This window comes from Streptomyces sp. NPDC096311 (assembly GCF_044763085.1).
In the GTDB taxonomy this organism is placed as follows: domain Bacteria; phylum Actinomycetota; class Actinomycetes; order Streptomycetales; family Streptomycetaceae; genus Streptomyces.
This window is the reverse complement of record NZ_JBIWFN010000054.1, coordinates 1-14,079: the sequence shown is the minus strand read 5'-3', so window position 1 is coordinate 14,079 and position 14,079 is coordinate 1. Positions and strand designations below refer to the sequence as shown.

The window sequence follows — 14,079 nt, the reverse complement described above, 5'->3', positions numbered from 1 at the left end:
TCGCGTGCTCGATCACCGCGAGCACGTACAGCCGCGTGCCGGTCAGGGTGACGGTCTCGAAGAAGTCGCATGCAAGGAGGGCGTCGGCTTGGGAGTGTAGGAAGTCCGTCCAGGTGGTGGAGGCCCGGTCGGGCGCGGGGTCGACGCCGGTGTCCTTGAGGATCTCCCAGACGGTGGACGCCGCCACCTTCACCCCGGGGACCAGCAGTTCGCCGTGCAGGCGCGGGTACTCCCAGTTCGGGTTCTCCTTGGCCAGGCGCAGCACCAGCGCCCGGATCGAGTGCACGGTCCGCGGCCGGCCTCCGCGCCTGGGCCGGGAGGCGGCGGCGTGGCGGCTGGCGGTCAGGTCGCGGTGCCGGCGCAGCACCGTGTCCGGTCGCACCAGCAGCCGGATCTGCTGGAGCGCCTTGCGCGGCAGGCCGTGGAGTAGTGCGGCCAGGAGCGCGCGGTCGCCCGGGTCGAATCGCACCCGCTGACCGCTCAGTTGCCGCTCGAGCACGGCGATCTGGTGGCGCAGGGCCAGGATCTCGACATCCTTCTCCCGGTCGCTCATCGGCAGCAGCCGCAGCAGCGCGAACGCGTTCGTCACGCCCAGGTAAGCCAGTCTCAGCAGCACGCCCCACCATCGTGCCGCGACGGCCGCGCTCCCATGAGCGCATCCGCGCGTCCGTACGGCAGTTGACGCCGTGACAGCCTGATAGCGCCTCCCATCTGCGCGGATGAGGTATTCGGCAAGGGCACGGTCGGAGGAGGCCGAGCCGTTGCGGCGCCACCGCGAGACCCAGCTGTGCAGCGTCCCCGGATGCACCCCGAGATCCTCGGCGACCTCCGGGATCGGCTTCCCGGTCTCGATCACGATGCGTACAGCACCCTCACGGAACTCCGCGTCGTACTTCCGTTGCTTGGACCCCATGAACCTCAACTTCCCCTGGTATCACGGACTCCACGCTACGAGGGGACCTTCAAGCAGGACGGCATGCAGAGTGTGCAGTTCCTCCAGCGAGAAGGTCGCGGTCTCGCCTGTGACGAGCCGCTCGTGGAGCTGCTCCAACCGCTGCCTGCCGCAACCTGCTCGCACAGTCAGGGCCGGTTCCTCCCCACGTCGATGGGCAAGCCACAGCAGAGCGTCTCTAACGACGGTGCACTGCTCGCCGACGAACCGGACGGAGTAACCCGTTCCCTCCCGCCGTACGAATGGCCTAGACCTCACGGTGTGCCTCCGGGGTCTATCAAGACGTACCGGCCGTCATGGACACCTTGCGCCCACTGATCGGCGGAGTACTGGAAGGCGTGGATGTTGTATGGCGTCTTCACCACCAGCACTTCCTTGCCGACGTAGTAAACGACCTCCGAGCCCTTCGTGGTGTCACATCGCCGACCAGTTCGACATCCACCCCGAGGCCCTGCGCGGCTGGTGCGGCAGGCCGAGACCGACGACGGCGCGCGGCCGGGCAGTGACCGACCCTTAACCCTCACAGCGAGGCGTCTTCCCGTGCGTTGCACGGGAAGACGCCTCGCTGACGACCCTCACTCAGTTGCTGTCAAGCACCCATGTGATAGTCGCGCTGGGCCCTTCGACGATCCTGCGGTCGACCTCACCCTCAAACCCGCGCATTGCCCCCGGCGAGAACCCTTCGACGGGCACAGCCTGCCCGACCAACGACAGCACCGCTTCCCCAGCCGAGGAGTGTGGCAGGAGACCTACAAGCAACCTCTATGTATCAGGACCCTCTGACGGCAACGCGACTGCACAGCCACAACCGTACTGTTTCCCGAGCGACCAATTGCGCTGTGCAGGTTTACGATCGCAGCTCACCACGGGAATCGAAAAACGATGAAGCCGTGTCGGCAAGATCAGCCAATTCAACATCAGCCAGAATCTCACCATCAGACGATGATTGCACAGAAAAGCGACCGTTACCCTGCGGTTCGATGCATATCTCACCAGCATCCCTCTTAAAGGGATCAATAGCCAACCGCAAGACGTCGTGAGAGAAGAACGGAAACATGCCACTCAAGCGAGAGTTTGACCGCAGCGCGGCCAGCATCTCACGATGAGAGATGCGGTTGTCATCCGCCAAAAGGATACCCCAAGCGGTTTCCGCAGGTTCGCCGCACTCGTAACCTTCAGCCATTTTGGAAAACTCGATGAATGGAAAGCGCTCACGCAGAGGCGCAAGAAGTACACCGCTCCGCCATGCGTCGATAACTTCTGCAACGTCTCCCAGAGCGGTCGTGCTCCCGTTTGCCCAGACGAAATCACCCTCGGCACTGTCCATGGAGATTGAAAAGGCTCTCCGGTTCAGGACCGTGCTAATTCTGATGAGTCCACGACTCGAAGCAGCCTCGGCAGTGCGATACACGCTGAGCCCTCGATCCGAGGCAGGTCGTACGTCTCCAAGGTCGAGACCATGGTCTTCCTCAAGGCGCCGAAGTGCCTGAGACAGACCACCATACGCCACTAGCTCTGGGTAGTACTTTGCGTCTGGAGCTTCAGCGAAGCTAGCCATCGACATATCCACGGCTCTCAGGCCTTTCCACGCTGTTGGTTACGATTCATCAGGGACCCCACAGTAGCCACATCTTGGAAAGGGCGGGGTCTGTCGACCAGGCTGGCTCCTCCAACGGCAGCACGTCTCCGTTTGCATCGTAGAGGGTTATCGACTTCCATGACCGTTTCCCTGAGACCACCGACTTTGCAAGCCATGCCATCTCCTGCTCGGTCGCTTTCGATCCCGTCGACATCCCTCTCAGCGCGGAACCGGTAAAGCCGCCAGCGAATCCCTTGGTATTGACGTGAATGTGAATATTGGGGTTGTCGATAGCCGCCATGACCGACTCTTGCCAAGTTGTCCCGTCTGGGAGCTTGCCCATGTAGTGGGTGAAGTCATTGTCATAAGCCCACTTGACAGTCCCCATATCCTGCGCACCGAGTGCCACATCGGTACAGTTCGTGTTATGGACCAGCACGGGCGTGTCGCCCGCGACCACATAGTACGTGTGGAGGTTGTCGATCGTGAGGTTGTAGGCGGAGTGGAGGCGGTGAAAGTGGTGGACGCGGACCACGGTGACGGTCTCGCCGTTGTTGGTGCGCAGGGTCTGGCCGGGTTTGAGATCGCCGGCGTCGATCCATCGGTGGGCGCTGGGTGACCAGAAGGGGTGGTGCTGTGTGGCGGTGATCTGTGCTTTGCCGATGTTTATCGTGATGTCGGCGAAGTCGGTGTCGTCCGGCGTATAGATGGTGCGGGTGACGGTGTGGCCTTCGGTACGACCCGTTTCAGGGTCAGTGGCTAGAGCCACATCACCGATCCGAACGTCCTCGATCGGCTTGGTCGTGCCGTCACCCATCAGTACGCGCGTGGTGCCGGGGAAGCTATTGCGTTCGCATGTCTTGGCAAGAGCTTCGCTGGCTCTCCTGGCGATACCGGCAATGGCCTCGTCGGAGAGGTCGACGGCGCGCAGGCCTTTCCACGCGTCGGTGAAGCCGATACCGGTTCTTTCGGCGGCGTCGACTGCTTTGACGGCGTCGGCGAGTGCGGCCAGAGGCTTCTCGAGCGGAAGGTACGCGGCGATGCTCCAGGCGCACGCGGTCTTGTCGCCGTGCCAGCAGTCCATCAGGTCTTCGGCGAAGACGGAGAACAGGATCGATCCGGCCACGTCACCAAAGAGGTTCTGCCATCCGGCGCGGACGATGTCCTTGCCGGAGAAGTGATGTGCCCAGCCGTCGATCTCGACGTTCTTCAGCGTCGCCCGCTTCAGGAACTGCCACGCCGCCTTCGGGCACCCCTCCGCCGTGGCCTGGGCCTTCTCGTCCGTGCACAGGTAGAAGTCGGCCTCGTAGGTGACGACCAGGTCGTACTTCGCGTTGCAGCCCTGGAAGGCCGCTTCCGGCATCCCCGGGCAGGTGCCGATCTGCTTGCTGCTGACGATCTCGACGGTGGACTCGTCCGGAACGGGGAACACACCGGGAATGCCCGTACCGGCCCCCTGGGATGCCTCCTTGTTGGCTTCCTCCCGTTCGGTGCGATCGGCGGCGTCCTGGGCTTCCTTGGCGTATTTGTCGGCGTCCTTGGCAGCCTGTTCGGCTTCGGTCGCGGCCGTGTCGGCGCGGGTGGCGGCGGCTCGAGCGTCCTTGGCGTCCTGTTCGGCCTGGGTGGCGGCGGAGCGGGCGGCGGAGGCGTCGAGTTCGGCGGCGTCGGCGCTGTCGCGGGCGTCCTTGGCGTAGCCCTCGGCGTTGCCTGCGGCCTTGTCGGCGGCGGCTGCGTCGGTGGTGGCCTGCTGGTCGTAGTCGATGGTGCGGGCCAGGGACGCTGAGGCTGCCGCCGCGGCCTTGGCGGCGTCGGCGGCGTAGCCGAGGGCGTCCTTGGAGTAGGTGCGGGCGTCGGCCGCGTATCCGGCGGCGTTGGCCGCGTGCTGGTAGGCCTCCTTGGCGTCGCCCTTGGCCTGGTCGGCGATGTTCTTGGCGGCCTGGGCCTCGGCGGCGGCGTTCTTGGCGTGGGCGTCGGCGACGGCCCGCTGCTGTTCGGCGATCGTCTTGGAGTTCTGTCCGGTCAGGACGACGAGGCCGGCGGCGGAGTCGGTGTCGGCGTAGGCGGAGCCGAGCTGGATGGCGTCGTTGGCCGGGTTGGCCACCTGTTCGGCCGACTTGCCGGCGTCCACGGCGGCCTGGGCGGTGACGTGGGCGTAGCCGGCGGCTTTGGCGGCAGCCGCGAGGGCCTTGGCGGCCTCCGCGTTGGCGGCGTTGGCCTGGGTCTTGGCGTCCTTGGCGTGCTGTTCCGCCTCGTCGGCGAGCTTGACCGCGGCCTTGGCCTCGGCGGAGGCGTCCTGGGAGGCCTTGATGGCGTCGGCGACCGCGCTGGTCGCGGTCTTCACCGCCGCGTCGGCCTTCAGCTTGTCGGCCTGGGCTGCGTCGGCGTCGGAGCGGGCGCGCTTGGCGGCGGCCTCGGCGCGGGTGGCCGCGGCGTCCGCGTCGGCTGCCGCCTGGGTGGCGGCGTCGGCCTCGGAGCGGGCCCTGGTTGCTGCCGTTTCGGCGTCGTCGGCCGCCTTGTCGGCGTCGTTGGCGGCGGTGCGGGCCGCGGTCGCCGCGTCACCGGAATCCAGGGAGTCGGCGTAGGCCTCCTTGGCGTCGGCCTTGGCGCGGGCCGCGTCAGCCTTCTGCTCGGCGTCCCAGGCGTCGTCCCGCAGGGACTGGGCGTGGTCCTTCGCCTTGACCGCGTCGTCGCGCCGGTCCCCGGCGGTCTTCTCGGAGGCTTCCGCCTTGTCCTTGGCGTCCTTCGCCTTCGTTGCCTGGGACTCGGCGTTCTTGCGGTGCTCGGCGGCCTCGGACCGCTTGACGGCGGCGGTCTCCTTCTCCGCCTTGGCCGTCTTCTCCTCGGCCTCGGCGGCGAGCCGCTTGGCGTGCGCGTCGGCGGCGGCCGCCTTCGCATCCCCTTCGGCCTTCAGCGCGTCGGTGAGCTTGGCCTCCGCGGTCTCCTTGTCCTTCTTGGCGTTGTCCCGGTGCACCTTCGCGGCGTCGGTCGCGGCCTTGGCCTGCAACTCCGCCTTCTCCGCGGCCTTCTTGCGGAATTCCGCCTTCACCTGGGCGGCCTGCGCGAGCGCGCGCTCCGCGATGGTCTGGCTGTCGCCGCCGGAGGCGCGGGTGGCGGCCTCGGCGGTCTCACCGGCCTTCACCATCGCCTCGAGTGCGGCCGTCGCACCCTGGGTGACCTGTGCCTTCTGCTGCCCGACCAGCAGACCGCGCCCCCGCGGCGCGCCGCCCGTGTCGGCGATGCTGTAGGAGGCCTGCTCGGCGGCGTCCGAGGCGGTCGCGGCCTTCTTCACGGCGGTGAGCTGGGTCTTGAGGACGTTGAGCTGCTTCTTCGCCGCCGTCTGGACGGCCGTGATGCCGGCCCTGGCCTTGTCGAACTGGGCCTTGGGCGGCACGGTGCCGGTGTGCCCGGAGGGCGTGACGTCGAACTGCTGCGGCCCCGTCCCGTTGCACGTGTACAGCCACGAGTTGTAGCCGTTGGTGTACTCGTGCAGGTCAAGGCACTTGTCGGTGCCGACGTTATGCAGGCTGCCGGTGGCGCGGAGGTTGAACTCCCACGTCTGCGCCGAGGAGCCGCTGCACGTCCAGATCTGGATCTTCGTGCCGTTGGCCGGGTTGTTGTTCGAAACGTCCAGGCACTTCAGGGAGTTGACGTTCTGCAGGTGCAGTCCCCGGTCGTCGCCGTAGACCTTCCACTCCTGCGCCGCCGAACCGTTGCACGTGTACAGCTGGACGGGGGTGCCGTTGTCCTTCTTCGCACCCTCGACGTCGAGGCACTTGCCCTGCGCCGCGTGCACCTCGATCACCGCCGGCGCGTCGCCGACCCAGCCGGCCCCGCCCGCGGACCAGTAGTCCTGCCAGCGCGCGAGGTGGTCGGCGACCCACGAGTACCCCAGCAGGTCACCCAGTGCCTTGGCACCGGCCGCCAGGGACTTGGTGGCGTCCTTGTTGGCGTTCAGGATCTGGTTGCGCTGCGTGGCCTGAGAGGCGATCTCCTGCTGCCACTCCGTGGCGGCCGTGCCGGAGACGTCACCCAGCACGTTGTCGGGATCGATCGGGTCACGCCACGCGCACGCGGCGAACCGGGACTTCAAATCCTCGACCGCGATGCGGTACTCCGCCGTGCCCGGCTGCGGGGCGCTACGGGGAAATCCCCCCGACGCCAGGAACATACGGGCGTTGTCCGCGCCCGCGTTCTCCCCGGGAGCACCGTGCAGCCACTTGAACGCGTCCCGCTCGGCGAGGGCCCGGTTCCACTCGTCGGTCGGCAGCCCGACAGGGTCGGGGTCCTTGCCGTAGAGAGGGCTGCCCAGGTCGTCAACGGCCTTGAGGGTCGCCGCGTCCGCCCTGGGCGTGGAGTCGGCATAGAAGTCGCCGTCGTTCTTCCAGAACCGGTCGGCGGTCCACTTCGTCAGACCGGTCTGGCCGTAGAAGTCCTCCTTGCCGTCCCCCGGGGACCCCGGAGGCCAGTGGAAGTCGGTGTCGGTGAAACCGGCCGGGTTCGTCAGACCCTCGAGCGGCTTCTTCCATCCGTCTCGGAGAGCATGGAGGGCATCCAGTTCCTTGCCTGCAGCGTCCCGGTCCGTCTGGTACGCGGTGGCGAGCGGAGTCTTCTCCCAGTTCTTCCGGTCGGCCAGCGTATGAAGCTTGTCCGCGGGCTGGTTCAGGCCGTCCTGCGCGGTCGTGGCCATGGACGGGCCGCCCAGCCGCAGCACATCGGCCATGAGGCACTGGTCCTGCCGCAACTGTTCGGCAGCCGTGTCCACATTCCAGTCGTACGAGGCAGCCGCCGGATCGGCGTCCGCTTCCCGGCCGAGCAGGTCGGGCTGGACAGCCAGGCCGCCGAGGACAGCCAGCGCGGCCACGGACGTGACGACGGGAGTGAAGAATCCGGATCTTCGTGATCCGGGCATACGCAACCACGGTCTGGGGCGCAACAGAGCATCTCTTTCTTCGTCCAAAGGGGGCGGGCCCGGTCAGGCCCGGTCGAAGACAAGGGAGAACAGCGGTCCTGAGCCGGAGTCAGGGGCGCACAGCGCGGGCTGGACCAGCGTGCAGGCAGGCCGGTATGACGGCATGGCGAAGCAGCCCCTCCCCGTGGGCGACGGTGTTCCCCCGGTCGCCGAATGACAGACGCGTGTGTCCGGACTGGTCAAGATCCACCGCACGCGGCGCTCACCATAGACAGGGAACACGTGAACAGAACAGGGAAATTTCAGGGCCTACAGGTGCATGCACATACCGCTCCGGGGAGACGAGACCCGTTCCGGAATATGTTGTTCACGTGTGCATCCCATGCGGGACCTGTGTGATTTCCGTGAAGCGGAATGGCGGCTGAAGCCTCCGGCAACTTTCCGCACCCGCCACCAGGTGATGCACGTCACGACACGGAAGCGGAGAGCGATACCGCCACACTCCCTGGGAGCAATTGTCAATTCCTGTGGATCGCTTGGTTAGGGCGAGAGGTTGGTGCCTTGGATGACCTGCCATCCGGAGGCGAGGGTGCCCGATATGAGGCGCTGGACGCCTTCTCCTCGGAGCGTCACGAAGGCGGTGAGGCCAGTGTCGAGTTCTGCCACTCGATGCATCTGCCGAGGGAAGCCTGGGCAATCGTCTGAGCACGCACCGCCCTGCGCGAGAGCCTGCCCTCGGTCCGGGGTGCGGCGGCCAGCGCGCGCAGGCTCGGATTGTCGGCCGCCGCCCGGATCTTCTCCATGGCGGCCACGAGCCCGGTCCGGGTGCTGATCCGCCCTGGCACATACGCGTTCCCGGCCCGGGTTCGGAGCCACGGCCGCCGCGGCCTGCGCCGACCCCCGCTCGGCCTCCTGCTCGTCGGCGCCGGTGCCGCGGGCGAACGCCAGCACCGTGTACCGGCCGGGCAGCAGCGGGAGCCCGGCCGCCGACGAACTGCATCCGCGCGGCCGGGTCACGCTCCTCGCTGAACCGCAGCACCCTCGCCGCTCGTGCCGACACCCGCTCCACTTCACCGTCGACGTTCTCCAAGCCGTTCTCGCCACCGTCCAACAGGCCGTCTTCGGGATCCTGTTCGCCCGTCGTGCGGCTGTTGCGCAGGTGAGGGTTGGCGAGGGCTTCGATCGTGTCGGGGCCGGAGGTGAGGGTGGGATGATCCTGTCCTGTCCGGTACGCCTGGCGACGCCACGTGTACCGGATCGCCGGTGACCGATGAGGAAGACGAAGGATCGATGACGCTGAACGTGGGCCAACGGGTGCGGCTGGCGGCGGATCTCCGGTTGGCCGGGTCGGTGACCCCAGCCGGGGAGCCCCCGGAGGAGACGGGTGCCTTCGCCGCCTCTCTGGCCCTGGCAGCAGGCATCGAGGGCACCGTCGAGCGTGTGGACGAGCATCACCGGCAGCAGAGCCACGAGGTCCGTGAGTACCTGCGCCTCAAGTCGCTCCTCGACGACTTCGGCCGCCAGATGCCGCCGGCGAGCAGAAAGCAACTGGAGGAGCAGGTGGGGGCCTTGGAAGAGCAGTGGGTCGCCTACCAGCGATGGATGCTCCACGTCACGGTCCGCGTCCGGCTCGACAACGGATTCGTCCTCGACGATGTCCCCGAGGAGGCTTTCGCCTCCGCCTGATCAGGCGTCGGGCGCTCGCTTTCCGCGTGTTGGCCTGTCAGTCGAGCAGGAGACCCGGGTTGGGGATGTGGTGCGGGTCGAGGCTGTTCTTGGCGGCTCGCAGCGCCAGTGCGAAGGGTTCGGGGTGCTGGAGGTCGTAGGCGGGGCGGTGGTCGCGGCCCACGGCGTGATGGTGGGTGATCGTGGCGCGGTGGCGGTGCAGGACGTCGGTCGCGGCGGCCTTGATGTCGTCCCAGACCTGGACTTCGTCGTCGGGTCTGGCGCGTGGACGTTTCTGGCGGGTGTGGCCTTTGACGTAGGTGCCGTCTTTGCGGACATGGGGGCGTACGTAGGTCACGGGCGGTCCTCGGCGGGGAGAGGGGGCGGTCCCCCCCCGGGCGGGGCCGGGTGTTCCTCGGCGCAACGTTTGACGGTAGCGCCGCTCACTGACAACGCCGGACAGCCAACTCAAAAACTGTGCACGGTAGTTGAGTTCATGACAGCGGTTTTCGGTCGGTGATCGCGATGTCAGGTCTGGTGCCGGTGCCGGATGCTGTCATGACATCAGTGGGGAGCTGACGACAAAGGGGGAGACGTGCCTGTAAGCAGGGGCATCAAGGACGGCGGCATGACGCTGCACCGGATGGTTCACGGTGTGCAGGGGGCGGTGTCGCGGTGAGTCCGCGACGGCGGCGCAAGAACAATGACGGGCTTCTGGTCACCTTCGGCGTTCTTGCTCTCGTCGTGTTGGTGCTGGTCAAGGTGGGTCAGTGGATGTCGGAGCACTGGTGGACGCTGGTCGTGCTCGGCCTGCTGGCCGCGCTTGCTCGCGCGGCCTGGATCTACCGACAAATTGACCGTATACGGTCCGCCCGGCTGCGGGTGCAGGGGCTGACGTACTCGCTCGACCAGATCGATGCCATGCACCACGGCGCCTTCGAGAACGCGATACGCGACCTGCTGGCCCGCGACGGCTCACACGATGCGCTGCGCTGCGGCGGCCGGGGAGATCTCGGGGCGGACGTGAAGGGCCGCGATCCACTCGGACGCCTGTGGGTGATCCAGTGCAAGCACCGCCGGGACGGACTGGCGGGATCGGCGGTCGGCACCCCTGATCTGCAGACCCTCAACGGCACCGGCCGGCCAGTCCACGGAGGCGACGTCGTCGTCATGGTGACGAACGGGCGGATCTCCCAGCCCGCCCGGGACTTCGCCCGCAGCCAGCGCCTTCACCTGGTCGACCGGCGCCTGCTCGACCAGTGGGCCCGCGGCACCAGCCCGTTGTGGGGGATTCTTCCCGCTGTGCCACCGCCGCGGAAATCGCCACGTCTGCGCTGACGCTGAACACGTGGTTGGAGAGAGGAACCGGCGCGGAAGAGCGACTCGGGGAGCGCAGCTGGGCCAGCGGCACCAGCCGTCCATAGAGATGGCCCTTCTGCGCCCGCGGCCCTGGAGGTGGGCGTCCGTAGGCGGCAAGCGTGGGATTGGGAGGACCCGCTCAGCCTTGCCCTTGCCGATAACGTCATCCGCGCTGGTCGGAGCCAGTGCGCGACGGTTTGCGGGATGTCGGCCGCTTCGCCGACGTCGACCACTCTGGCGCGACTGGCGATCACCCGGGCATGATGACCGACCATGCTGCTGCGACTGGCGTACCTGGGCATGGCGAGCGCGTTCGCGATGCTGCGGCTGCTGCCGATGAGCGATCGGGACAAGGACGTGGAGATCTTGGCTCTGCGCCATCAGATCGCGGTGCTGGAGCGGCAGCTGAACGGGCAGCGGGTGCGGTTCGACGCGGGCGACCGGGCGTTCCTTGCGGCGGGGCTTCAGGGTCTGCCGCCCGAGGTGCTGCGTCGGATGCGGCTGGTGGTGCGACCCGACACCGTGCTGCGTTGGCACCGCGACCTGGTCGCCCGCCGCCACGCCGCCCGGTCCCGGCCGAAACGCGGGGGCCGACCGCGTACCGTGCGCTCCATCCGCGCTCTGGTCCTGCGCCTGGCTCGCGAGAACCCGATGTGGGGCTATCGGCGCCTGCACGGTGAACTGCTTGTCCTCGGCGTGAAAGTGGCGGCGTCCACGGTCTGGGAGATCCTCAAGGACGCTGGGATCCCGCCAGCACCCGAGCGGACGTCCAGTACCTGGGCGGACTTCCTGCGCTCCCAGGCGGACGCGCTCCTCGCGTGCGACTTCTTCGAAACCGTCACCCTGTCCGGGGCACGGCTGTACGTGTTCGCGTTCATCGAGCACACTGGCCGGCGCATCCGGATCCTGGCGTGACCGCGCATCCGACCACCTCCTGGGTCGTGCAGGCGGCGAGGAATCTCGTCATGGACCTCCAGGACACCGACTGCCAGGCCCGCTACCTGATCCGGGACCGGGACGGGAAGTTCCCCGAACTGTTCGACACGATCCTCGCCGACGCGGGGATCGAGGTCGTGCTCAGCGGCATCCAAATCCCCCGCATGAACTCCATCATGGAGAGATGGGTGCAGACCTGCCGCCGTGAACTGCTGGACCGCACCCTGATCTGGAACCAGCGGCATCTCCTCCACGCACCGCGGGAGTTCGAGCAGTTCTACAACGCGCACCGGCCGCACCAGGGCATCGCGAACGCCCGCCCGCTGCACCCGCTCCCCGAACCGATCACCGATCCGGACGAAACCGCCCGCCTCGACATACATCGAACCGACCGACTCGGCGGCCTCCTTCACGAGTACCAGCATGCTGCGTGACCAGGCCGGATGAGGTTTCCGGCAAGGGCAGGGTTGGCGTGAGTTCTTGTCCGCGCTGCACGCTGTGCCCGTGGAAGCGCTGAGTGCTGCAGCGGAGTGCAACCCCGGCGAGATCGTGATGTGGGCCGGCACCGCCGACCATCCAGCAGACTGATTCACCGCGGGCATCACGAGCAAAGCCGGCCAGGGTAAGCCGGTAGTGCCCTGGCGCGTACTCGCCGAAGCTCACGCGCACGCCCCTGCCGATCGACCCCAGCCGGATCCAGCCTCCTCAGATCGATGAAAGATCGTCGGCCACAGCACCGTCCGGCGAGATAACGGCGGTGGCGGTCGCGCACTGGACGAGCCAGGCGCCGCGGCCGGGCCGGCCTCTTCCAGGCGGGTCTGCGGGATCCGACGCCGACGGCCGACAGCGCACACGGCAACTTCCGTGCTTGGGCACAGACCACCGCACACACCCTCCGTCACTGTCAGTGGTCCCGCATACGGTTCTCCAATGGGTCATCAGCGGTCGTCGCTTCGTCAAGAGGACAACTTCACAGCCGGGGAGATCGGGCAACGCTCCTCGAGAGCCAGTGATATGGGTGGGTGCTCTCCACGTATGGGCGCATCCTGCCGGAGTGGAGATCACACGTGAGCAACGCTCCGATGCACGAGGCAGGAGACGTACGAGAGGCCTGGGGCCGGGTCACCGCGTGGCTTGAGCGGAACGCCCCTGAAACTCTCGCTGCGCTCGGCGGCCCGGGGAGCCAGGCAGCCATTAGCGAAGCCGAACTGCGCATGGGTCTGGAGCTGCCAGGGGAGATGCGGCAGTGGCTGCTGGCGAACGACATCGATGCCGGCAGGCAACCCGATGGTCATTCGTGTCTGGTGGCGCTGGGGTGCGAGATAGCCATCCCCGGCGGCCATCTCCTTCTGGGGCTGACGGACATTCAGCGGGTCTACCTCAGCCAGATGGGTTTGGAGGAGATGCAGCCGTCCGCAGACCCCGACTATCCGTTCTGGCGTCGTGAGTGGGTGCCAATCGCCGCGGAGCGCGACGGTCTCTACGGGACGTTTCTGGACACGCTCTGCGGAACCATCGGAACGTGGGCTGAAGCATACGGTCCGGAGGAGGGTGTATATGCCTCGTTGTTCGCTTTCTTTCAAGAGGCAGCGGATCGGCTGGAAGGGGTCTCCTCGGGAGACTGGAGAGGCCCTGACAAGTCTGCTAGGCCGCGTAAGCTCGATCCCCGTCCGGAAGACGAGCCGATACGCCTCTGGGCACGCACCAACGGCTATCTCGTAAATGATTGTGGTCGTATCCCTGCGACCATCCGCGAGGCCTACGAGGCATCACAAAGGTGAACACCACGTCCGGCTCTACCAGTCGGTTGGTCATAGCCATTCGTTGATCGCAGCAACGAGGACGGTGGCCTCGAAGCGGACCGCAAGTTTGTCGGAACGGCAGGCCACCGCCCGGTTCCGCCGAGAGCTCGTCTATGTGGGCATTACGGCTTGCTCCTTGAACGATGCATCGCCCGTCTCAAGCAGTGGCGCGGCCTGGCCATTCGCCATACGAACCGACAAGCTCGCGATCGCCTACCAGGCCGCACTCCACCTCGCGAGCATTCTTATGTGGGCGCGAAGGTGATCATGAGGCAGGACTCAGTTCCACCAGTCGATGTCTCCGCTGCTGTCGACCTTGGGCGCGGTCACCGCGCCGAACCAGGAGGATCGACCGTGATGTTCCATGGCTTCCGCCACCTCGTGGAGCCATGAGCCCAGGCTGGGCCACCCCAGAAAGCACGCCTGGTCATCGTGAACAGCATCGCCAAGATGGTTCTGCCACATCCCTTCCCCGGCATCGATGAAGTGGTCGTCTCCATCACTTCCGGAGATGGGGACCCACTTCGTTCCCCACCAGGGGGTTTCCGCCTGGTCCGGGTCGTCTGGTTCCCATATCTCCATCCGCATCTCGCGAACCTCGATGATCTCCGACACCGAGTACAGCCTCCGGCAGGGGAGTACACCCAGTAGGGATGTATCTCCGTCGTGGCACCGCAGCGACTCGCGGAGATCCGCGGGAAGCGGGAACCCCAAGCGTGACTCGGCTTCTTGAATGGACTGCCACGAAGCCGGGGGCCTGAGGTCTGCCAGAGCCTTCGAGGGGGTCTGCTGCACGATCGGGTGACATCTGAACTGGCTTGCCCTGTGGGGCGGGTGGGAAGGATGTTGCTGTGCCCAAGCCTTATCCGGAAGAGTT

8 protein-coding genes and 3 pseudogenes are annotated in these 14,079 nt (G+C 66.8%); 5 read left to right on the top strand and 6 right to left on the bottom strand.

The features are described 5' to 3' along the window. The 4 genes from ACIRA5_RS53205 to ACIRA5_RS53190 form a co-directional block, all read right to left on the bottom strand. A partial coding sequence (locus ACIRA5_RS53205; RefSeq protein ID WP_403705819.1) for a transposase occupies positions 1 to 913 on the bottom strand: 913 nt, incomplete at its 3' end. 886 nt (positions 914 to 1,799) lie between these two features. Further along, complete coding sequence (locus ACIRA5_RS53200) at positions 1,800 to 2,279, bottom strand: hypothetical protein (RefSeq protein WP_329524989.1); 480 nt, start codon at positions 2,277 to 2,279, stop codon at positions 1,800 to 1,802. Between the two features lie 280 nt (positions 2,280 to 2,559). Next, entirely contained in the window at positions 2,560 to 7,440 is a 4,881-nt protein-coding gene (locus ACIRA5_RS53195; RefSeq protein ID WP_403705815.1) for a ricin-type beta-trefoil lectin domain protein, read from the bottom strand. A 629-nt stretch (positions 7,441 to 8,069) separates the two neighbouring features. Continuing rightward, on the bottom strand, positions 8,070 to 8,285 hold the full coding sequence (locus ACIRA5_RS53190) for a hypothetical protein (RefSeq protein WP_403705812.1): 216 nt from the start codon (positions 8,283 to 8,285) through the stop codon (positions 8,070 to 8,072). Between the two features lie 445 nt (positions 8,286 to 8,730). Here ACIRA5_RS53190 and ACIRA5_RS53185 point away from each other — a divergent pair, with 445 nt between their 5' ends. Continuing rightward, positions 8,731 to 9,126, top strand: a complete 396-nt coding sequence (locus ACIRA5_RS53185) for a hypothetical protein (protein ID WP_351523355.1) — start codon at positions 8,731 to 8,733, stop codon at positions 9,124 to 9,126. Between the two features lie 37 nt (positions 9,127 to 9,163). Here the strand turns inward: ACIRA5_RS53185 and ACIRA5_RS53180 are convergent. Continuing rightward, positions 9,164 to 9,385: pseudogene (locus ACIRA5_RS53180) on the bottom strand (FAD-linked oxidase C-terminal domain-containing protein); the annotation flags it as partial. A 395-nt stretch (positions 9,386 to 9,780) separates the two neighbouring features. On the opposite strand from ACIRA5_RS53180, the gene ACIRA5_RS53175 reads away from it, so the two are divergent. The 4 genes and pseudogenes from ACIRA5_RS53175 to ACIRA5_RS53160 all read left to right on the top strand — a co-directional run. Further along, a complete protein-coding gene (locus ACIRA5_RS53175) occupies positions 9,781 to 10,443 on the top strand; it encodes a restriction endonuclease (RefSeq protein ID WP_403705809.1) in 663 nt (220 codons plus the stop codon). 294 nt (positions 10,444 to 10,737) lie between these two features. Beyond that, a pseudogene (locus ACIRA5_RS53170) lies at positions 10,738 to 11,834 on the top strand (integrase core domain-containing protein). Positions 11,835 to 12,467: 633 nt separating this feature from the next. Next, a complete protein-coding gene (locus tag ACIRA5_RS53165; RefSeq protein WP_403705806.1) occupies positions 12,468 to 13,181 on the top strand; it encodes a histone-like nucleoid-structuring protein Lsr2 in 714 nt (237 codons plus the stop codon). A gap of 156 nt (positions 13,182 to 13,337) precedes the next feature. Next, a pseudogene (locus tag ACIRA5_RS53160) lies at positions 13,338 to 13,467 on the top strand (IS5/IS1182 family transposase); the annotation flags it as partial. A gap of 14 nt (positions 13,468 to 13,481) precedes the next feature. On the opposite strand, the gene ACIRA5_RS53155 reads toward ACIRA5_RS53160, so the two are convergent. After that, the gene (locus tag ACIRA5_RS53155) at positions 13,482 to 13,997 is read right to left on the bottom strand and encodes an SMI1/KNR4 family protein (RefSeq protein ID WP_403705822.1); all 516 of its coding nucleotides are present in this window, start codon (positions 13,995 to 13,997) and stop codon (positions 13,482 to 13,484) included. Positions 13,998 to 14,079: the final 82 nt, after the last annotated feature.

Bases quoted from the DNA above. Each gene is read 5' to 3' on its own strand.
- ACIRA5_RS53200 (WP_329524989.1), bottom strand. From the start codon at position 2,279: ATGGACAGTGCCGAGGGTGATTTCGTCTGGGCAAACGGGAGCACGACC.
- ACIRA5_RS53195 (WP_403705815.1), bottom strand. From the start codon at position 7,440: ATGCCCGGATCACGAAGATCCGGATTCTTCACTCCCGTCGTCACGTCC.
- ACIRA5_RS53185 (WP_351523355.1), top strand. From the start codon at position 8,731: ATGACGCTGAACGTGGGCCAACGGGTGCGGCTGGCGGCGGATCTCCGG.